16 protein-coding genes, 1 pseudogene and 1 CRISPR repeat array are annotated in these 20,180 nt (G+C 72.0%); of the genes and pseudogenes, 7 read left to right on the top strand and 10 right to left on the bottom strand.

Annotated elements, in window-relative coordinates:
* Window positions 1-18 precede the first annotated feature (18 nt).
* On the top strand, window positions 19-1,512 hold the full coding sequence (locus tag ACGFI8_RS20175) for a multicopper oxidase family protein (RefSeq protein WP_392806852.1): 1,494 nt from the start codon (window positions 19-21) through the stop codon (window positions 1,510-1,512).
* A 10-nt stretch (window positions 1,513-1,522) separates the two neighbouring features.
* Window positions 1,523-2,713, top strand: a complete 1,191-nt coding sequence (gene metK, locus ACGFI8_RS20170; protein ID WP_392806850.1) for a methionine adenosyltransferase — start codon at window positions 1,523-1,525, stop codon at window positions 2,711-2,713.
* Between the two features lie 72 nt (window positions 2,714-2,785).
* Here the strand turns inward: metK and ACGFI8_RS20165 are convergent, their stop codons facing one another.
* The 3 genes from ACGFI8_RS20165 to ACGFI8_RS20155 form a co-directional block, all read right to left on the bottom strand.
* Window positions 2,786-4,072: an LCP family protein gene (locus tag ACGFI8_RS20165; protein ID WP_392806848.1), complete on the bottom strand. Its 1,287-nt coding sequence runs from the start codon at window positions 4,070-4,072 to the stop codon at window positions 2,786-2,788.
* Window positions 4,069-5,490, bottom strand: coding sequence for a hypothetical protein (locus ACGFI8_RS20160; protein WP_392806847.1), 1,422 nt, complete (start codon window positions 5,488-5,490; stop codon window positions 4,069-4,071). The genes ACGFI8_RS20165 and ACGFI8_RS20160 overlap by 4 nt, the downstream gene beginning before the upstream one ends.
* 95 nt (window positions 5,491-5,585) lie before the next feature.
* Window positions 5,586-6,890 (bottom strand): hemolysin family protein, encoded by a 1,305-nt coding sequence (locus ACGFI8_RS20155; RefSeq protein ID WP_392806845.1) that lies wholly within the window; start codon window positions 6,888-6,890, stop codon window positions 5,586-5,588.
* Between the two features lie 185 nt (window positions 6,891-7,075).
* Between ACGFI8_RS20155 and ACGFI8_RS20150 the strand changes: the two are divergent.
* A pseudogene (locus ACGFI8_RS20150) lies at window positions 7,076-7,816 on the top strand (M48 family metalloprotease); the annotation flags it as partial.
* Between the two features lie 169 nt (window positions 7,817-7,985).
* Window positions 7,986-8,317: direct repeats of the CRISPR family, unit length 28 nt; unit sequence GGACCACCCCCGCGTGCGCGGGGAGAAC.
* A gap of 273 nt (window positions 8,318-8,590) precedes the next feature.
* On the opposite strand, the gene ACGFI8_RS20145 reads toward ACGFI8_RS20150, so the two are convergent.
* The 3 genes from ACGFI8_RS20145 to ACGFI8_RS20135 all read right to left on the bottom strand — a co-directional run bounded on the left by ACGFI8_RS20145 (window position 8,591) and on the right by ACGFI8_RS20135 (window position 12,180).
* The gene (locus ACGFI8_RS20145) at window positions 8,591-9,796 is read right to left on the bottom strand and encodes a glycosyl hydrolase family 5 (RefSeq protein WP_392806843.1); all 1,206 of its coding nucleotides are present in this window, start codon (window positions 9,794-9,796) and stop codon (window positions 8,591-8,593) included.
* 190 nt (window positions 9,797-9,986) lie between these two features.
* Window positions 9,987-11,465: a sensor histidine kinase gene (locus tag ACGFI8_RS20140; protein WP_392806841.1), complete on the bottom strand. Its 1,479-nt coding sequence runs from the start codon at window positions 11,463-11,465 to the stop codon at window positions 9,987-9,989.
* Window positions 11,443-12,180 carry a response regulator transcription factor gene (locus tag ACGFI8_RS20135; protein ID WP_392806839.1) on the bottom strand — a complete coding sequence of 246 codons (738 nt, stop codon included), beginning with the start codon at window positions 12,178-12,180 and terminating at the stop codon, window positions 11,443-11,445. The genes ACGFI8_RS20140 and ACGFI8_RS20135 overlap by 23 nt, the downstream gene beginning before the upstream one ends.
* A 151-nt stretch (window positions 12,181-12,331) precedes the next feature.
* On the opposite strand from ACGFI8_RS20135, the gene ACGFI8_RS20130 reads away from it, so the two are divergent.
* From ACGFI8_RS20130 to ACGFI8_RS20120, 3 genes are all read left to right on the top strand, one after another.
* Entirely contained in the window at window positions 12,332-12,475 is a 144-nt protein-coding gene (locus ACGFI8_RS20130; RefSeq protein ID WP_392806838.1) for a hypothetical protein, read from the top strand.
* A 13-nt stretch (window positions 12,476-12,488) separates the two neighbouring features.
* Window positions 12,489-13,787, top strand: coding sequence for a serine/threonine-protein kinase (locus ACGFI8_RS20125; protein WP_392806836.1), 1,299 nt, complete (start codon window positions 12,489-12,491; stop codon window positions 13,785-13,787).
* 167 nt (window positions 13,788-13,954) lie between these two features.
* Window positions 13,955-14,923 (top strand): hypothetical protein, encoded by a 969-nt coding sequence (locus ACGFI8_RS20120; protein WP_392806834.1) that lies wholly within the window; start codon window positions 13,955-13,957, stop codon window positions 14,921-14,923.
* 48 nt (window positions 14,924-14,971) lie between these two features.
* On the opposite strand, the gene ACGFI8_RS20115 is transcribed toward ACGFI8_RS20120, so the two are convergent.
* Window positions 14,972-15,835: a hypothetical protein gene (locus tag ACGFI8_RS20115; RefSeq protein WP_392806833.1), complete on the bottom strand. Its 864-nt coding sequence runs from the start codon at window positions 15,833-15,835 to the stop codon at window positions 14,972-14,974.
* A gap of 117 nt (window positions 15,836-15,952) precedes the next feature.
* On the opposite strand from ACGFI8_RS20115, the gene ACGFI8_RS20110 reads away from it, so the two are divergent.
* The gene (locus ACGFI8_RS20110) at window positions 15,953-16,942 is read left to right on the top strand and encodes a cation diffusion facilitator family transporter (RefSeq protein WP_392806831.1); all 990 of its coding nucleotides are present in this window, start codon (window positions 15,953-15,955) and stop codon (window positions 16,940-16,942) included.
* 88 nt (window positions 16,943-17,030) lie between these two features.
* Here ACGFI8_RS20110 and ACGFI8_RS20105 read toward each other — a convergent pair whose 3' ends face one another.
* The 3 genes from ACGFI8_RS20105 to ACGFI8_RS20095 form a co-directional block, all read right to left on the bottom strand.
* Entirely contained in the window at window positions 17,031-17,477 is a 447-nt protein-coding gene (locus tag ACGFI8_RS20105) for a GNAT family N-acetyltransferase (RefSeq protein WP_392806830.1), read from the bottom strand.
* An 82-nt stretch (window positions 17,478-17,559) separates the two neighbouring features.
* A complete protein-coding gene (locus tag ACGFI8_RS20100) occupies window positions 17,560-18,045 on the bottom strand; it encodes a hypothetical protein (RefSeq protein WP_392806829.1) in 486 nt (161 codons plus the stop codon).
* Window positions 18,046-18,094: 49 nt separating this feature from the next.
* Window positions 18,095-19,933 carry a DUF4118 domain-containing protein gene (locus ACGFI8_RS20095; RefSeq protein WP_392806828.1) on the bottom strand — a complete coding sequence of 613 codons (1,839 nt, stop codon included), beginning with the start codon at window positions 19,931-19,933 and terminating at the stop codon, window positions 18,095-18,097.
* Window positions 19,934-20,180: the final 247 nt, after the last annotated feature.

Here is a 20,180-nt window from a genome sequence, read left to right as displayed (position 1 = left end):
CTTGTGGAAGGGTTTGCCGTGCGTCCTGGGGTGCGCCTCGCGCTCGCCGTGATCCTGGTCCTCGTCCTCGGCGGCCTCGCGTACGGCGGCTATCTGCTGGTGCGCCCGCCCGTCTCCACCGTCGGCCACGTGCGGTTCGACCGTCCACTGCGGATTCCGCCGCTGGCGCCGTCGACGGTGGACCCCAAGGGGGTGCGCACCTTCACGCTCGAGGCCGGGGCCGGGGTGAGCGACTTCGGCCGCGGCCGCACCCCGACCTGGGGGTACAACGGCGCCTACCTCGGCCCCACCCTCCGGGTGCGCCAGGGCGAGCCGGTGCAAGTGGACATCCACAATGGACTGAAGGAGCAGACGACCGTGCACTGGCACGGGATGCACCTGCCGGCGAAGGCCGACGGCGGACCGTTCGCGGCGATCCGGCCGGGCGGCACCGCCACGGCGGCGTGGACGGTGAACCAGCCGGCGGCGACGCTGTGGTACCACCCCCATCCCGACGGCCGCACCGAGGAGCAGGTCTACCGCGGCCTGGCCGGGATGGTCATCGTCGACGGTCCCGGCAGCGGTCCCGATCCAGCCCTGCCGTCCGGCTACGGCGTCGACGACGTGCCCGTCATCGTGCAGGACAAGGGGTTCACCGACGGCGGGGAGTTCACCATCCCCAACCAGCTCGGCGGGACGCTCGGCATCCTCGGCGACACGCTGCTGGTCAACGGGACCATCGGGCCGTACCACGACGTCACGACGCAGCTCGTCCGGCTGCGCCTGCTCAACGCCTCCACGGCGCGCAGCTACAGCTTCGGCTTCTCCGACGGCCGCGCGTTCGACCTCGTCGGCACCGACGGCGGGCTGCTGTCCGCGCCGTACCGCACCGACCGGGTCGCGGTGTCGGTGGGGGAGCGGGCCGAGATCGTGGTCGCGATGCGGCCGGGGGAGCGGGTCGTCCTGCGCAGCTACCCGCCGAACCCGGACTCGGGGACGGTCGTACGGCAGTTCCAGGGCGGCGCCGACGCGTTCGACGTGCTCCAGCTGCGCGCGGCGGCGACGCTCAAGCCATCGCCCCCCGTCCCGGCGAAGCTCACCGACGTGCCCCGCCTCGACCCGGCCGGCGCCGTGCCCCGCACGTTCGAGCTCGGCGGCCGGGCGATCAACGGCCAGAAGATGGCCATGAACCGGGTCGATGTGGTCGCCGTCAAGGACGTCACCGAGCGGTGGACCGTCCGCAACACCGACTTCATGCAGCACAACTTCCACGTCCACGGCACCAGGTTTCAGATCGCATCGAAGAACGGCCGGCCGCCGCCACCGCCGCTGAGCGGCTGGAAGGACACGATCAACCTCCAGCCGGGGGAGGAGATGGACCTGCTGGTGCGGTTCGTCGACTACGCCGACCCGACCACGCCCTACATGTACCACTGTCACCTCCTCAAACACGAGGACAGCGGCATGATGGGCCAGGTCGTGGTGGTGGAGCCCGGTCAGCAGGCCCAGCTCGCCCATCATCATCCTCATTAGGAGGACCGCCGTGCCACGCCGCCTCTTCACGTCCGAGTCCGTCACCGAGGGGCACCCGGACAAGATCGCCGACCAGATCAGCGACGCCGTCCTCGACGCGCTGCTCGCCCAGGACCCGCGCAGCCGGGTCGCGGTCGAGACCCTCATCACCACCGGGCAGGTCCACGTCGCCGGAGAGGTCACCACCTCCGCCTACGCCGACATCCCCGGCATCGTGCGCTCGACCATCCTCGACATCGGCTACGACTCCTCGAAGAAGGGTTTCGACGGCGCGTCCTGCGGCGTCAGCATCTCCATCGGGGCGCAGTCGCCGGACATCGCCCAGGGCGTCTCGGCCGCGCTGGAGTCGCGGTCGGGCTCCGCCGCCGACGACCTCGACCTGCAGGGTGCCGGGGACCAGGGCATGATGTTCGGCTTCGCGTGCGACGAGACGCCCGAGCTGATGCCGCTGCCGATCGCGCTCGCGCACCGGCTGGCCCGCCGCCTCACCGCGGTCCGCAAGGACGCGACCGTGCCGTACCTGCGCCCGGACGGCAAGACCCAGGTCACCATCGAGTACGACGGGCGGCGCCCGGCCCGGCTGGACACCGTGGTCGTCTCGTCCCAGCACGCGTCCGACATCTCGATCGACTCGCTGCTGGTGCCGGACATCCGCGCGTGCGTCGTCGAGCCGGAGCTGGCGGCGCTCGATCTGGACACCGCCGGCTACCGGCTGCTCGTGAACCCCACCGGCCGGTTCGAGATCGGCGGTCCGATGGGCGACGCCGGCCTCACCGGGCGCAAGATCATTGTCGACACGTACGGTGGCTATGCGCGCCACGGCGGCGGCGCGTTCTCCGGCAAGGACCCCTCGAAGGTCGACCGCTCGGCCGCGTACGCGATGCGCTGGGTCGCCAAGAACGTCGTCGCCGCGGGCCTCGCCTCCCGGTGCGAGGTGCAGGTCGCCTACGCGATCGGCAAGGCGCACCCGGTGTCACTGTTCGTGGAGACGTTCGGCACCGAGGCGGTGCCGGTCGAGCGCATCACGTCGGCGATCGAGGAGGTGTTCGACCTGCGGCCGGCAGCGATCATCCGGGACCTCGAGCTGCTCCGTCCGGTGTACCGGCAGACGGCCGCCTACGGCCACTTCGGCCGCGACCTGCCTGGCTTCACGTGGGAGCGCACCGACCGCGCGCTCGACCTGAAGCGGGCCTGCTCGTAGTGCCGCTTCGCCGCTGCGGCGGGCCGGGACCGATCGGCCCGCCGTTGCGGCCCCTGCCGGCGCCGGCGGCGGTCAGCCGGCGGCGATCAGGTCGGGGTGGGCGGCGAGAAAGGCGGGCACCTGTTCGGTGCGGACTGCGTCGAGCAGGTCGAGGGTGGTCTGGTCGAGGGCTTCGGCGTTGTGGTTGGCGGGGTCCGGGTTGAAGGTGCCGTTGTTGCTCTTGACGGTGAGCAGGTCGTCGACACCGATGCCGCGCATGGCGTAGACCCAGTCGGCCAGGTCGATGCCGCCGCTGTCGATGGTCATGGCCTGACCCACGACCTGCAGGACCTGGTTGAGCTGGACCGGGTTGGTGAGCACGTCGCGGCTGAGCATCTTCTTGAACAGCGCCTTCAGGAACTGCTGCTGGTGGCGCTGCCGGTCGTAGTCGCTGTTGGGCAGCAGCTCCCGCTGACGGACGAAATCCAGGGCCTGCCAGGCATCGAGGTGCTGGTAGCCCACGTGGTAGACGACCGGCGTGACGCCGGGGATCGGGGAGAGGCCCTGGCCGCCGTCGGCGCGGGTGTACTGCCGGTAGGGGACCTTCGTCTCGCCTTTGGCGTCGTGGCCGATGTGGACGGAGATGGTTTCTTGGTCGACGTACATGTCGACGCCGCCGAGGACCTGGACGACCTGCTGGAAGCCGGTGAAGTCGACGATTGCGGCGCCGTCGAACGTGAGGCCCCACAGCGACTTGATGGTCAGGGCGAGGAGTTGGACGGCGCGGCTGCGCTGCGCGGCGCCGGTGAGGCCGTCGCCGCCGAACGCGTAGGCGCCGTTGATCTTGTCGTGGCCGCCGGGGAAGCGCTTGACGCCGTTGTCGTACGGCGGGATCTTCACCCAGGTGTCACGGGGGATGGAGATGAGGAACGCGGCGTTGTGGCTGGCCGGTATGTGCAGGATCAGGATCGAGTCGGCCCGGACGAGTTCGGCCGGGTCCTGGCCGGGGCGGGCGTCGACGCCGATGAGGAGGATGTTCTTGGCGCCGGTGATGTCGACGTGGCCGCGCTGCTGGGCCTGTTTGCCGCTGTCGCCGAGCAGGTTCTGCTGGGCGACGCTGCGGGTGGCGTAGGAGAACAGTGCCTCCTTGCCGACGAGGGCGGCGCCGGCCAGGACGGTGAGGACGACACCGACGGCGATGAAAATTCGGGCCCAGGTCGGGTCCTGGCGGCGGCCTTGGCGAGGTTGGCCGGGTTGGCCAGGTCGGGCAGCTCGGCCCTGGCGCGGTTCGGGTCGGGCGGTGTCGCCGGCGGCGGGTGACGGGTCGGGGTCGATGCGCGCGCCGACGTTCGGCTGGTCGGGCGCATCTGGCGAGTTCACGGGCCGGCTCCAGGTGTGCTGTCGGGTTCGCCCGCCGTTGTGCTCCGGCGGGCGGGTCTCACTGTAGCGAGATCAACCATGTCGCTGCCGGGTCGGTAGGCGTTGTCGTCGGCCGGCGGTGGCTGTGCCGGCAGTGGCGGCGGGTCCGGGCCGGGGCGACCGGCGGGCGGCGATGTGGCGGCAGGCACGGGTTCGGCGCGGCGGCGGGCGAGGTGGATGCCGAGCAGCCCCACCGAGATCATGACGAGGCCGAAGATGACGGCGGCGGTCAGGTCGGTGCTGTGCGGCAGCCGGGACGGCGTCGCCGGCCCGGCGGCCGGCCCGGCCGTGCGGGGGGCGGTAGGTGAGGGTGCGGCGTCGGCGGGCCAGGTGCTGGTCCAGGCCGTGGGGGTGTAGCGCAGCAGGCGGGTGGGGCCGGGCTGGTCGGAAATGGTGAGCAGGGCCAGGCCGTCGGAGCTCGCGGCGATCGCCTCGCCTTTCGGCTCGTTGGGCAGCGGGGTGATGGTGGGGGTGTCGGTGGTGATGGCGGTGAGCAGGTCACGGTTCGCGGTCTGCCAGGTATAGGCGTCGGCGTACGTGCGTAGGGTGACCCAGCTGCGGTCGGGGGCGACGGCGGCGCCGGTGACGACCTCGGTGCCGAGCGACCCGAACGGGTTGCGGGTGCCGGTCCGGACCGGCCGGAACGTCCCGACCCGCTGCAGCAGGCCCGGTTCCGGTCCGGGCCGCAGCGGGCCGCCGGTGGTGTAGAGCCCGGCACGGCCGGTGGCGTCCTTGGTCACCAGGATCGGCCGGTTGTCACCGTCGAACAGCAGGGCCTCGGCGTCGTGCGGGCCGTCGGCGTAGCGCAGTAGGTACGGTTCGGGTGCCGATGCCGTGCCGGAGGCGATGGTGGTGGGGTCGGGCAGTCGCCACAGGGTGATGGTTGCACGGCGCCGTTGCGGGTGGGTGATGTCGGTGTCGCCGGTGTCTGCGACCCACACCGTCCCATCGGGTGCGATGGCGAGGTCTTCGGGGTCGACCGTGTCGCCCGGGTAGGTGACGGTGGCCGTCACCGCGCAGGCGTGGTCCAGCACGAATACGCCGAGCACGCTCGGTGGGTTGGGGGTGCGGTCGTTCTGCACGAGGTAGCCGGTGGCGGTGGCGAGCAGTCCGGACAGCCCGACCGCTCGCGGGTCGCTGATGGTGCACACCGTGTCCGGGTCTGCGGCGGCGCCCCGGCCGCCTGGACTTTCCGGCGGCGCCGCGGTGGGGTGCGTGGCTGTGGCGGCGGAACGCTCCGGCTGCGCCGAGGGCGCCGCGGCCGGCGGGTGCGGCCGGTCCGCGGGGGCCGCGAGGACGGCCAGCAGCGCGGCGGCGAGCAGCCCGCCGGTCAGCGCGGGTTGCCATGCTGTTCGGACAGCGCTGTCGGCACGCCGCACCCGCCGATTGTCGCAGAGCCGTGCCGCGTCCCCGCGGTGGCCGCCGGAATCGCGTCTGCCGCACGTCGGGCGCTGCACGGCCGGCCGCGATCAGCTCACCGTGCGGCCGCGGGGGTGGCGTGGCCGGCCGCCGGTTTCGTCCTGCTGAGGGTCACGCCGGTGATGGCGCGGCCGCGAACCTGCGTGACGGTGAACGTCCAGTCCTGGACGGTGACGGTCTCCCCGGGTTGGGTGGGCAGGTGGCCGAGGCCGGCGAGGATCAGCCCGGCGACGGTGGTGTAGCCGGCGCCCGGGGGCTGCTCCAGGTCGACGTCGAGGTCGGGCAGGTCGTGGATGGGGAAGCTGCCCGGCAGGTGCATGGTGCCGTCGGGACGGTGCGTGACCGCCTGGACGTCGGCGTCGGTCTCGTCGTAGATCTCGCCGACGACCTCCTCGATGAGGTCCTCCAGGGTCACGATGCCGTCGATGGCGCCGCTTTCGTCGACGACGAGGGCCAGTTGCCGCCGTTCGGCCTTGAACCGGGCCAGCGCCTGCGCGACGGGCAGCGACTGCGGCAGCAGCAGGGCCGGCCGGGCGACCTGCCGGACGGTGCTCGTGCCGGCGTCGACGAGGTCACGCCAGTGGACCACGCCGACCGCGTCGTCGAGGTCTGCGCCGGCGATGACCGGCGCCCGGGAGTGCCCGGCGCGGGCCATGGCCGTGGCGGCCTGCGCGACCGGAGTGTCGGCGGGCAGCGCGAACACCGCCGGGCGGGGTACCAGCACTTCGCGCAGGGTCCGGTCGGCGATCTCCACGGCGCCGGAGATGATGCGCCGCTGCTCGGTGCTGAACCCGCGCTGGGTCTGGACCAGGTCCCGCAGTTCGTCGGGACTCATCTCGTCGCGGTTGCGCCGCGGGTCGGCGCCGGCCAGCCGCACGACGACGTCGGTGCTGGCCCCCAGCGCCCAGTTGACCGGACGGAACACCGCGGCCAGCGCGGTCAGTGGCCGGGCCACCAGCATGGCCCAGCCCTCGGCCCGCTGCATGGCGATCCGCTTGGGGGCCAGTTCGCCGAAGACCAGGGTGAGGAACGTCAGTACAAGGGTGACCGCGATGATGGCGGCGGGCCGGGCCGCGTCGCCGAAGAACGGCAGGAGCGGCGCCAGCGGTTCGGCGAGGGCGACCGCGGCGGTGGCGGAGGCGAGGAACCCGGCCAGGGTGATCCCGATCTGGATGGTGGCCAGGAACCGGTTGGGGTCTCGGGCCAGGCGGGCCAGCATCCGCCCGGCGCCGCCTCGGCGCTCCAGCCGGCGCAGTTGCCCCTCACGCAGCGAGATGAGCGCGATCTCGCTGCCGGCGAACACGGCATTGAGCAGGATCAGTCCCAGGACGACGGCGAGTTGTAGCCAATAGCCGCTCATCGGTCCGCGCCCTGCACCTGGCGGACGACGTCCGCGGAGCATCCGGACCGTGGAGGCTGGGTCACTTGGAGTGCCGGGCCGATACCCGGCCGGCTATACGGAGCCTGCATGCCACGTCAGTGTAGACCATACAGTGATACGTTCTGGTTGAGGTGTTGCAATGGGACGCACGCGGCTGGGGTGACGACGGGGCGACCTACTTCTGGTCGGACAAGCTGGCGTTGCGGTCGATGGATGCCCAACCGGTCGACGAACGCCAGGCCCCGGAGCTGTACGCGATGGTGCGGGACCTGGCCACGCAGGCCGGCCAGCCGATGCCCCGGCTCTACGTGAGCCCGACCCCGCAGCCCAACGCGTTCGCCACCGGCCGAAACCCGGCCAACGCCGCGGTCTGCGTCACCGGCGGCATCATGCGCCTGCTCACGCCCCGGGAACTGCGCGCCGTGCTCGGCCACGAGCTGTCCCACGTCTACAACCGCGACATTCTCATCTCCAGTGTCACCGCCGCGCTGGCCGGGATCATCACCGCGGTGGCGAACCTCGCCTTGTTCCTGCCCCTTGGCGGCGATGACGACGAGGACGGCCCCAACCCGGTCGCACTGCTGCTCATGCTCATCCTCGGCCCGATCGCCGCCAGCGTCATCCAGTTGGCGATCAGCCGCAGCCGCGAGTTCCAGGCCGACGCCGACGGCGCCCGGCTGGCCGCCGACCCGCTCGCCCTCGCCGCCGCCCTGGAGAAGATCGAGTCCGGCGCACAGCAGCTGCCGCTGCCGGCCGACGGCCAGCACGCCTCGACCGCGCACCTGATGATCGCCAACCCACTGTCCGGCGGCGGGATCGGCGCGCTGTTCCGCACCCACCCGCCGACCGCCGAGCGGGTTCGCCGCCTGCGCGCCATGGCTGCACCGGGCGCCCAGACCCGATAACGACCCGATTCTGCTCTCCCCGGGTCCCCGGCCGGCCGGTGAACGAACGCCTCCGCAGCGCCGACCGTTGCCGGTGAAGGCGGCGCCGGCCCGGCACGACGCCGGCCGGCGGCCGCGGTGCCACTGTGGGGAGCACCGCGCGTGGAATCGCGATGCGGTTCCCGAACGGGGACCATCCCCGCGTGCGCGGGGAGCACGGCGGGTGCGTCGGACGGCACGGCGCGACGAGGGACCACCCCCGCGTGTGCGGGGAGAACGCATAGCCGATACGCCCGCGCACCCGGAGAATCGGACCACCCCCGCGTGCGCGGGGAGAACCGCCTGTCGTCGTTCGCTCCGGACGACGGCTACGGACCACCCCCGCGTGCGCGGGGAGAACGCGACGGCGGGGTATGACTGGCCCTGTCCGGCCGGACCACCCCCGCGTGCGCGGGGAGAACCCAGAGCCGCCGACGGTAATCCCGCCGGCGAAGGGACCACCCCCGCGTGCGCGGGGAGAACACTTGCCGAGCTGCGGGTTTATAGATCAACAGGCAGGATTTTGATCGGTTCGATGCCGTCGGCCTTGGTCGTCGGGACCGGCTCCATAACGGCAATCAGAGTTGGCGCCGACCGTATGCATGCCCCCACCATAGATACAGACAGTATCGGTGTCTTGAACGGGCACGCGGGCGTGGATGGCATCGCCGGCCGGATGGGGACGGCGAGCGGCGTGTGCGGGACTGATCCTGCCGTGTGGCGGCGCGGAGCGCGCCGCCACAAGCAGCGGACGCGTCAAGAGCCCCCGCAACTCCTGGAGGAATCCGACTCGGACGGAGCCGCCGTCTCTGACGGGGCGGCCGTTTCCGACGGAGCCGCCGTCTCTGACGGGGCGGCCGTCTCTGACGGGGCGGCCGTCTCTGACGGGGCGGCCGTCTCTGACGGAGCCGCCGTTTCCGACGGAGCGGCCGTCTCTGACGGAGCGGCCGTCTCTGACGGGGCGGCCGTCTCTGACGGACTGGCCGTTTCCGACGGACTGGCCGTCTCTGACGGGGCGGCCGTCTCTGACGGACTGGCCGTTTCCGACGGACTGGCCGTCTCTGACGGGGCGGCCGTCTCTGACGGAGCGGCCGTTTCCGACGGAGCGGCCGTTTCCGACGGTGCCGGCGATTCCGGGGTCTCCGACGGGGCCGGCGTCGACGGGGTTTCCTGCGGGGCCGGCGTTGCCGGGATCGGGCCGCCGCCGCCCGTGACCTTCGCGCTGAACGAGTGCACCCCGAGGCCCGTGCCGCCGACCCAGGGCTCGAACCCGGCCTGGATGCTGGTCAGGTACCAAGCGTCGGTGACGCCGCTGCGGGTCTTCACGTCGGTGATGAAGCGGTGGACGTCGACGGTCCAGGACGACACCGTCGAGTGTGCCACGTAGGAGACGACGTCGCTCGTGCCGTTGTTGCCCGACCAGACGTCGAAGGTCCGGCCGCCGATGGTCGTCGACGCCACGCGCGAGCCGACCGGCGTGATCGGTCCCTGCTTGCTGAACCAGATCATGAGTTCCTGCTGGTTGGTCGACTGGGTGTTCGGCGCCGGGTCGAGCCAGATGTCGTAGGAGGCGTTGTAGATGCCGGTGCTCGGCAGTGAGAACCGGATGCTGCTCGTCGCGCTGCCGATCTGGCCGACCTGCATCGGCAGGGTGGTCCCCGGTGAGCAGTTGCTGTAGTGGCAGCCGTAGTAGATGGCGGCGTACGAGGCGGGTGCGCCGTTGGTCGGCTTGTTGTGCTCCGCGGTGACCGTGAAGCCGTCGGCGGTCGGGGTGATGCACTGCAGGGTGTCGGCACCCCACCGGTTGTTCATGACGACGTAGCGCTGCGCGACCGTGGTCGAGTCGTACTTGTCGCAGAGCTGCGTGCTGGCCTGCGCCGTGCCGGCGCCGGTCAGGACGTAGGTGAGCGGCGCCGCGAGCATCAGGCCGATGCCCGCGAACGCCCGGAATGAACGTGTCACAGTGCTCCTCACTTGGTGCGACCGGAGGTTTGGGAGCGCTCCAAGTGGGGGACGGTAGGGCACATACCTGTCCGTAGCCTGTCGAAAGCGGGCGAAGTGAGCCCGTCAATTGGGCGAAAGCCGGCCAGGCGGACAGTTCCGGGCTATTGGTGATGAACCCCACGGCCACGGCGCCGCGTTCAACCCCGCGTCACCGTCGCGGTCGTGAAGCCTGCACCGGTAGCCGCACCGTGAAGGCGGTACGGCCGGGACGGCTGGTCACCTCGATGCGGCCGCCGTGCGCATCGACGACGGCCTTGGCGATGGCCAGCCCGAGCCCGCTCGTCCCGGCGGTGTGGCGCCGGGACACGTCGCCCCGGGTGAACCGCTCGAACACGTGCGGGAGCAGGCCGTCCGGGATACCCGGACCGTCGTCGACGACGGTGACGACGGCCTGCTCCCGCGACGCCGTCAGGCTGACGGCCACGGTGGTACCCGCCGGCGTGTGCACGCGGCCGTTGCTCAGCAGGTTCGTCAGCGCCCGGCGCAGCAAGGCCTCGTCGCCCCGCACCGTGACCGGCTCCGCGGGCAGGTCGAGCCGCCACACGTGGTCCGGGCCGGCGGCGCGCGCGTCGCTGATCGAGTCGGCGATCAGCCACGACAGGTCGACCGGCGCAGTGACCGGCGGCCGGTCCGTGTCCAGCCGGGCCAGCCGCAGCAGGTCGTCCACGAGCGTGGTCATGCGGGCGGTCTCCGACTCGATGCGGTCCATGGCGTGGGCCACGTCCGGCGGCAGGTCGGTCCTGCGGCGGATCAGTTCCGTGTAGCCGCGGATCGCCGCCAGCGGGGTGCGCAGCTCGTGGCTGGCGTCGGCGCTGAACTGGCGCAGCCGCTCCTCGACCGCTCGCCGCGCGGCGAGCGCGTCGGCGAGGCGGCCGAGCATCCGGTTGAGCGTCGTACCGACCTGGCCCACCTCGGTGCGCGGGTCCTCGTACGGCACGCGGACCGCGAGCGCGTCCTCGCCGCGATCGAGGGGCAGTCCGGTGACCCGCCGGGCCGTGGCGGCGATGTTCTCGAGCGGGCGCAGCGTCCGGCGGATCACCAGGCCGCCGAGTACCGTCGCGACGACCAGCGAAATCAGGGCGACGCCGACGTCGATGCCGAGCAGCCAGCGTTCGGCCGTGTACAGCGGGCGCAGCGGGAGCCCGGTGATGACGATGTCGCCGCCCGCGGCTCCGGTGGCGATCAGGCGGTAGTCGCCGAGGCCCGCCAGGTGGCGGGTGACCGGCCGGTCGAGCGGCAGGTTCCGCAGCGCCGTGAGCTGCCGCGCGGTGAGGTCCCGTTTCGCTGCGGTGGCACGGTCGCGCCACCCGGCGTCGGTCACGCCCGCACCGGTCACCCGGGCGAGGACGGTCTGCGCGGGCACGCCGGGCGCGGTCGTGAGCGGGATGTGCCCGGCCGTCTTGTCGAAGGACACGACCCGCGCCGACGTCGAGCGAAGTTCCTGATCGATCCGGGCGACCTGCAGGCGGTACATGATGGCGCCCGTGACGAGGCTGACGGTGACACACACCGCGGCGAGCAGGCACACCATCTCGGCGAGCAGCCGGGTGCGCAGCGACCTCGGCGCCCACCACCAGCGGCGACGGCCGGCCGGCGGCTCCTCGTCAGTCGGGAGGCCTGAGGACATAGCCGGCGCCGCGCACGGTGTGGATCATCGGTTCCCGGCCCGCGTCGATCTTCTTGCGCAGGTGCGAGACGTAGAGCTCGACGATGTTGGTCTGCCCGCCGAAGTCGTAGTTCCAGACCCGGTCGAGGATCTGCGGCTTGCTCAGGACCCGCCGGGGGTTGCGCATGAGGAAGCGCAGCAGCTCGAACTCGGTGGTGGTCAAGGCGATGGGCTCATCCGCCCGGCGTACCTCGCGGCTGTCCTCGTCGAGGCTGAGATCGCCGACGAGCAGCGTGGTGGGCGCGGGCCGGGCGACGCCCCGGGTGCGCCGCAGCAGGCGACGGATCCGGGCCAGCAGCTCCTCGAGGCTGAACGGCTTGGTCACGTAGTCGTCGCCGCCGGCTTCCAGCCCGGCGACCCGGTCGGCAAGGCTGTCCCTGGCCGTCAGGAACAGCACCGGAAGCTCGGGCGCCTCGGCGCGCATCCGGTGCAGTACCTCCAGGCCGTCCATGTCCGGCAGCATGATGTCGAGCACCACCGCGTCGGGCCGGACCGTGCGGGCGAGCCGGACCGCGGTGCCGCCGTCGCCGGCGCTGCTGACCTCCCACCCCTCGAAGCGAAGCGCGGTGGACAGCAGCTCGGCCATCCCCGGCTCGTCCTCGACGAGCAGCACCCGCACCGGTCCCCCGTCGAGGCGGCGCAGTTCCGGTCCGCCCCGGACAGCGGTTCTGTTCAACGCTCCGCACCTATCCGCGAGCCCGCCCGATCAGGACCCTCTCAGGCGGCGTACAGCTCGCGCTTAAGTTCACTACCCAGCATCAAAGGCGCGACACCGGCGGCGCCGGATTCGGCGCGGACCGGGAACCAGCCGGCTGAGGGATGGGGACATGTACCAGGACAGCACGCGCAGCGCCGCCGCCGGCCCGCGCGGGCCGGGAGTCATGTCGCTGCGTGCCGGTCCGCGGGGTGCCTACCGGCTGCGCGGCGAGGCGGTCACCGTCGGGCGCCGGCCATCTCGTGAGGCCGGATGACGGCGGCCGCGGCGTGGTAGCGCCGAGGCTGCTCAGTGGGCGGTACCGGCTGATCGAACCGATCGGCGAGGGCGGGATGTCGGTCGTCTGGCTCGCCCATGACGAGATACTCAGGCGCCGGGTCGCCGTGAAGCTGCTCGGTGCCGACCTGCCGGGCGAGCCGCGGCTGCGCGCCGAGGCGCAGGCCGCCGCGGTACTGAGCCACCCGAACGTGTGCGCCGTCTACGACTACGGCGTGGCCGAGGAGCCGTTCGTGGTGATGGAGCTGCTCGACGGCGTGTCGCTGGGGACGCAGCTGCAACACGGGCCGCTGTCGTGGCAGCGCGCCGTGGAGGTGTGCGCGTTCGTCGCGGCCGCGCTGTCGGCCGCGCACGCGCGCGGCCTCGTGCACCGCGACGTCAAGCCCGCCAACATCATGCTCACCGGCTCCGGGGTCAAGGTCGTCGACTTCGGCATCGCGGCGTTCGTCGGCGTACCGTCCGACGCCCCGGCCATGGGCACGCCCGGCTACCTCGCGCCCGAGCGGCTGGCCGGCGAGCCGGGCGGGCCCTCGGCGGACGTATACGCGCTGGGCGCCGTGCTCTTCGCGGCGCTGACCGGCAACCAGCCGCAGATGCCGCCGCTGCCGCTGCCTGCGGTCCGGGGGATGCCGAAGGACATCCTGAAGCTGTACCGCCAGTGCGTCGCCCCCGACCCGAACACCCGCCCGCCGGTCGCGGCGGTCGCTCGCCGGCTCGCGGCCTTGGCAGGGATACGCGTCGGTGCCGTGGCCGGCGAGCCCTCGGCCACCGTCGAACTGAGGACCGTACCGCTGGCCTCGTCCGCGGAGTCGGCCCCTCCCAGACCGCCATGGCGGCGCCGGACCGCGGCCAAGGCAGCCGCCGGCGCGGCGGTCGCGGCTATCGGCGTGGCCGCATTGGCCGTCGGCGTCGCGAGCTTCGGCACGCAGCGGTCCACCGGCCGCACCGTGCCGAGCGGATCCTGCTCGGTGGCGTACTCCATCAAGGACACGTGGACCGGCGGCGCGACGGTGTCGCTGTCGATCACCGATACCGGCCGCGCCGACATCAACGGATGGACGCTCACCTTTGACCTCGCCGACGGCCTGCGGACCCGGGGCGGCTGGAACGGCACCTGGCAGCAGCAGGGCCGGCACGTCACCGTGCTCGCCGCCGCGCACAACGCGCAAATCGCCCCGGGCACCGCGGCTCTCGACGTCGGCACGAACATCGACGGGCCCGGCGCCACGGACGTGCCGCGGGTCTTCGCGCTCAACGGCTTGCCCTGCACCACCGCCTCACCGTCGCCGTAGCAGCGGTCGGTGAGGTGTTGGTCGAGCAGTTCGCCGCAGGTGACGTTGGCGACGGCGCCGGTGATAGCGTGGGTCCGGGTCGGCGGCGACGTCGCGGTCGCACGTCACTTGCTGTCCGGCGATGGTCAGTACTTCCAGGCGCACGGCGGAGGCGTTAGGCATGACGCATGCCCGTGGCTGAGACGTTGGGGGTGCTCGCACATCACGGCGGCTTGGTGGTCGAAAGACCCGAGCTGAGCGTCGGCATTGTCCGCGCAGTCTCCCGGCCCACCGGGTTGGAGCTCGAGCTGCTCGCACGCCGGCCGCTGGACCGGCGCAACGCCTCCGAACGGCAGGCAGACATCCGCGCGGGGCGGGGCGCGCCGCCGATGGCGCCGCGCCGGCTTCTGCCGCCGTTCGACGAGGGCATCGACCTGCGGGTCGGATGGCTCGATCACGACGGGCACGCACACTGGGAGTTCGGGTCGTGGTCGTCGAGCAGCGGCGACCACTTCGAGGGCAGGAACGGCCCGAGTCTGCACACCGTGCTTCGCTTTCCGCCGCTGTTCGACCACGTGTCGGTGGTGCTGGCGTGGCCCGAGATCGGATTTGCGGAGACCGTCGTAGAGCTGTCCCTGCCGGACCGGGCGACGGTCGAGCGCAATACCGTCTCGATATGGGACGCGCCGCTGGATGTGAGGCGCCCACCGAGTTCGCTGCGTCATCGCATCGCCGCCGTCCCGACCGAGGCGTTGGCCGTCGAGGCGGGGCGGATTGTCGCGATGCCACAGGTACTGAGCCGCCGCGATGACGCTGCCGTCGTGCTCACCCGCCTGACCTCGGTCGGCGACGCCCTGTCGATGGAGATCCTCAGCGTGGCCGACGGGGAACGAGCGCGCGCCGTGAATGCCATCGCCGACGTTGCCGAGCAGATGCGAGCACACGGCCCCGGGGCATCCGTCGCAGTGGTGCACGACCGCGACGCGGCCTGGGTTCGGCCGGGTGGGGGTTCGGCCTACGGCGGGAGCCGCGTCTTCCGCTCCACGATCGAGTTCACATTGAGCAGGCTCGATGGCGACATCCTCGCCCTCATCGTCGCCTGGCCGGCAGCAGGACTTCCCGACGTGTACGTGGAGATTCCCCTTCGCGAACATTGAACGAACGTTGACTCGGCGAAGCCGCGATGCAGGTCGGGGCCGGTTCGGTCAGGGCAGCGATTCGGGCTGCAGGTAGATGTGCCGGGCAGTGGGGACGAAGTCCTGGATGTGCGCGCGGGCGCTGTGCAGGGTCGCGGCGATGTCGGCGTCGGTGGGCAGGCCGACGCGGGCGGTGACCATGAGCTCGTCGTGGGCTACGTGCACCACGTGCAGGTGCGTGACGGAGCGGATGTCGGCGGCCAGCAGCGCGAGCTCGATCCCGTCGGTGTCGGCAGTCCTGGCGGGGGCGAGGACGGCCAGGCCGACGAGCCGGACCACGAGCAGCAGGTCGACGCCGGCGATCGCGGCGGCGACGGTGCCCGCGGCGACGGTGTCCAGCAGCCAGGTCTGGCTGAGGCGGCACGCGGTGGCTCCGGCGAGGGTGGCCAGCGTCGCGGCGGGCGCGGCCAGGTGCAGCGCGACGGCGAGGGACGCCCGGATGCGCGGGTTGTGCCGCAGGTAGGCCCGCCAGGACGCGCGTCCTCGCTGGCGGTCGGCGGCGCGCAGGACCACGGTCGCGGCGATGAGCTGGACGGCGAGGGCGGCGATGATTTCCACGCGGGCGTTGCTGGACGGGCCGACGCAGGGGATCGGCCCTTCCGGGGTGACGGCCGCCCACACGACGGTGAGTGCCGCGACGGTGGACGCGGCCACGCTCGCGGTCAGCGGGAGCAGTAGCCGGTCGCGGCGGCCCGGGCGCGCGGCGGCGGGCAGCACAGGCCGGGGCAGTTGGGTGATGAGCGCGGCGACGGCCAGCGCCACCACGGCGAGGATCATCGTGGCGTCGGTGGCCGCGTAGGCGGCGGTGAGCAGTCCGGCCGCGGCTGTGCCGCAGCCGATGCCGATGCGTCGGACGGTCGCTGTCGTGCGCACAACTCATCTTGACCGATCCCGGTCCGCTGCCGACACGGCCCCGGCGAAGAGGGTGCGGCCATTGGCCTGTCCGGCCGGGCTGTGACCCGCCTGCGACACTGGTGATCGGCCCGGTCGATGCAGACGGGCAATCGGATATGGAGGTTGGTGTCTGTGGCGGCGGAAGGTAGCAGTACCAGGGCGGTGCTGACCGCGTTGGCGGCGAACCTGGGCATCGCGGTGAGCAAGGGCGTCGCCGCGTTGATCACCGGGTCGTCCTCGATGCTGGCGGAGGCGGTGCACTCGCTGGCCGACACCACGAACCAGGCACTGCTGCTCGTCGGCGGGCGTCGGGCGAAGAAGGCCGCGAACGAGCAGCATCCGTTCGGCTACGCCCGCGAACGCTACATCTACGCGTTCATCGTCTCCATCGTGCTGTTCACCCTCGGCGGGCTGTTCGCGCTCTACGAGGGCTACCACAAGATCACAGAGCCGAAGGCGCTCACGTCGCCGCTGGTCGCGGTGATCATCCTGGTGATCGCGATCGGCCTGGAAGGGTATGCGCTGATCACGGCGGCGAAGTCCGCGAACGAGACGCGCGGCAACCGGACCTGGTGGCAGTTCATCCGCCACGCCAAGGCCCCGGAGCTGCCGACCATCCTGCTCGAGGACGCCGGTGCCGTCACCGGTCTCGTCGTCGCCCTGCTCGGCGTCGGCCTGACGGTGATCACCGGCAACGCGGTCTTCGACGGCATCGGCACATTCGTCATCGGCGCCCTGCTCGTGGCGATCGCGGTGATCTTGGCGATGGAGACCAAGAGCTTGCTCATCGGCGAGGCCGCGTCGAAGGCGAACATCGCCAGGATCCGCGAGGCGCTGCTGACCGAGCCGCTGTTCGACCGGATCGTGCACCTGCGGACCATGCACCTGGGCCCGGACGAGCTGCTGGTCGCGGTGAAGGTGACGGTCGCGCCCGGCACGGTCGCCGAGGAGATCAGCAATGCCACGAACAGCGCCGAGGCCCGCATCCGGGCGGCGGTGCCGATCGCGACCCTGATCTTCGTCGAGCCGGACATCTACCAGCCACAGCCGCAGCCGGATGCGGTGGCCGAGCCGGGCGCCGCGTAACAAAGCGTGAGCGGTGGGGAACACAGCTTCCACCACGCCTCGACCATCGGATGCCACGGACCCACCCCCGCGTGCGCGGGGAAGCCGGCTACAGCGGCATCGCGTACAGGATGAAGTCGCGGAAGTCCGCGACCTGGTCGTAGAGCCGGCGGGCGGTGTGGTTGTGCTGCTGGGTGTGCCAGTAGAGCCGAGCGCAGCTCTGCTGGCGGGCCCATGCTTCGACGGCTCGGATCAGCGTTCGGGCGACGCCCTTGCCCCGGGCGTCCGGGGCTGTGAACAGGTCCTGCAGGTAGCAGACGTCGGGTGAGGTTGTGCTGGCGTGCACGAGGAAGTGGGCGATGCCGACCAGTCGGCCGTCGAGCCGGGCGCCGAGGGCATGGATCTGATCGCCCTGCTGGAATCGCTGCCACGTGCGGTCGTAGTTCTCCGGCGGCCAGGTCCGCTCGTAGAAGGCGTTGTAGCCGCGGAAGAGCTCCTCCCAGGTCGCGCGGTCGTCCGGCTGGAGCGGGGTGACAACGATCAAGGGGAGGGGCACCCGGTCATCGTCGTCAAACATCGGTCCGGCCGCCAAGGTCCAGTCCTGATGCGGTGGCATGTCCGTTGCGGTCGGGCCGGGATCAGCGTGAGCGGTCCCGGGTCCGCGGCCGGGTCAGGGCGTCCAGGACGGTGGCCGTCACCGCGCCGTACGCCAGGTGCGGGACGGCGTCGCTTACCCAGTCCTTCGTCGACCACGTGCGCGGGTCGCTCACGCGCAGGGCAGCCATCGAGCCGTCCGTGGCGGCCATCGCGGCCGCGCCGATCACCGCCGCGCCCGCGGCCGGCGGGATGCGGACCCCGCACGCGCGCAGCAGTCCGGCGGCCGCGCCGATGCCGACGCCCGTGAGCGTGCCGGACAGGCCGCTCAGGCCCGAGACGCGGTTGCTGCGGGTCTCGCCCTCGCCGGGCACGGACCGGTCGAGCCGCTCGGCGAGCCGCTCGACGGTCCGGTCCGGCGCGGTCGACGCGGGCCGGCCGCGCCACGCCATGTCCGCGTAGCCGATCGCGTTGAGGGCCGTGGTACCGGCGGCGCCGGCGGCCGCGCCGGCCAGGATGCTCCGCCACATGGCGCGCGGCATACCCGCGAAGCGCCCGGCGAAACCCGGTGGTCGTCGTTCAGACCGCGGCGATCGGGTCGATCGGGATGCTGACCCTGAGCGTCGTGCCGCCGCCGATCGGGCTCACGACCTCCATCTTGCCGCCGAGTGCCTCGGTGCGGTCCTGCAGGCCGATCAGTCCGGTACCGCTGCCGGTGTTGGCTCCTCCGACGCCGTCGTCTCGGATCGAGAGCCCGAGTGCCGCGTCACCGGCCTCGGCGTCGACGCGCACCAGCCTCGCCCGAGCATGCTTGGCGGCGTTGGTGAGTGCCTCGGACACGATGTAGTACGCGGTGACCTCGATCCGCTCGGGCAGCCGCCGGTCGATGTCCAGGGTGAGCTCGACCGGAATCGGGCTGCGGCGGGCAAGCGCCTTCAGCGCCGGGCCCAGCCCGCCCTTGGACAGGATCGCCGGATGCAGGCCCCGGGAGATCTCCCGCAGGTCGTCGCAGGCGTCGGTCAGGCCGTTGGCGGCGAGTGACAGCTCCTCCCTGATCGTGTCGCAGCCCGCTGGCACCGACGCTTCCATCCAGCGCAGGTGGAGGGCGAGCGAGATGAGACGTTGCTGCGTGCCGTCGTGCAGGTCACGCTCGAGCTGGCGGCGGGTGTTGTCCGCGGCGGCGACGACGCGGGCACGGGAGGCGGTCAGCTGCGCCCGGCTGTCGGCGTTGGCGATCGCCGTCGCGAGCAACTTGGTGAAGTCGACGAGGCGCGCCTCGGCGGCATCCGATATCGGCGTGGGCGACGTGGTCGTGACGAGGGCGGCGCCCCAGAGACGACCCTCGACCATGACCGGGACGCCGATCCCCGAACGGATGCCCTTCTCGCGCAGCATCGCGGCGGTGGAACCCGGGGCGCCGTCGTAGCTCACGCGAGCCGAGCTTCCGGTGCGCCGGATGATCCCGGAGAGGCAGTCCCCCTCGAGCCCGATGCGCGTCCCGGCCGGCAGATTGACGATGCCGGGCTCGTTGCGGCCCGAGACGAGCGTGCCCGTGCCGTCCACCTCGTAGCGGATGAGCGCCGTGTTCTGGGGGCCGCAGATCTCGCGCAGCTCCTCGGTCACCGCATTGAACACCTCGGCCGGCGTGGATCCCTGCGCGACCAGGGTGGCCACCCGCCGCAACGCCGCCTGTTCCTCCATCAGCATGGTGGCCTCTTCACGGCTGGCCCGCAGCGAGTTGGTCATCCCCTCACGGTCGATTGCCGCGCGCAGCAGCTGTTCCAGCGACGGAACCACCCGTTGCCGCAGGCGATCGAGCGTCCCTTCGGCCAGCTCGGCCGGGACCAGCAGGGTGCCCAGCCGCGTCTCGTGATCCCAGAGCGGCAACGCAGCCCGCCCCTCGTCCCTGGAGACCGCCCCGAGCTCGATGGCCGCGGAGCGCAGCGTGAACACCTCCGCGATCCGCTGGGACGCCGGACCGAGGACCGAACGCAGGCTGTCGGCGCCCAGCATCCGGCGGGCCAGCTCGGCGGCGAGGTCGGCCTCCTGGTGCCGCTCCGTTGCCTCGGCGGCACGGGCCCGGGCCAGGTTCGCAAGGAAGCTGGTCAACAGCCCGGCCGCGATGAAGACCGCGGCGCTGAGCAGATCCCGCCGCGGAACGAGGGTGAAGGTCCAGTAGGGGCGAACGTGGAAGTAGTTGAAGGCGAGCGCGCTGAGCACCGAGGTCAGGATGCCGAGCCCGGCGCCCCACAGACTGGAGATGATCAGGACACCGCACAGGTACACCACGCTTCTGGCGCCCTCCGGCGTTCCCGGCCGCAGGGCGAACAGCAGCAACGTCTCCACGGTGATGAGCACCGCGGCGACCAGCAGCCCGAGCGCAAACGGCGGCGGCTTCGGGTTCAGGATCAATGCCATCAGGCGCGCCCGCATCAGCGACCGCCCATCCACCTCGCGTCAAGACACGACGCCTCCGATCAGCTTATCGCGGCAAACGACGCCGTTCCCGTGAGTGGGCACGCCGGCTGCGCGTCCTGTGCCGTGGTGGTGCTCACCGGTCTGCCCGCCCTGTGTTCCGGAACCGTCCTACGTTTCCTTGATCGGCGCCGGCGGGCCGGCCTGTAGTTTTCTGGCGTCGGCGTTCACGCGGTTCACCGCGGTCCTC

The organism is Dactylosporangium sp. NPDC048998 (assembly GCF_043197855.1).
Taxonomy (GTDB): domain Bacteria; phylum Actinomycetota; class Actinomycetes; order Mycobacteriales; family Micromonosporaceae; genus Dactylosporangium.
This window is presented reverse-complemented; position numbering and strand designations above follow the sequence as displayed.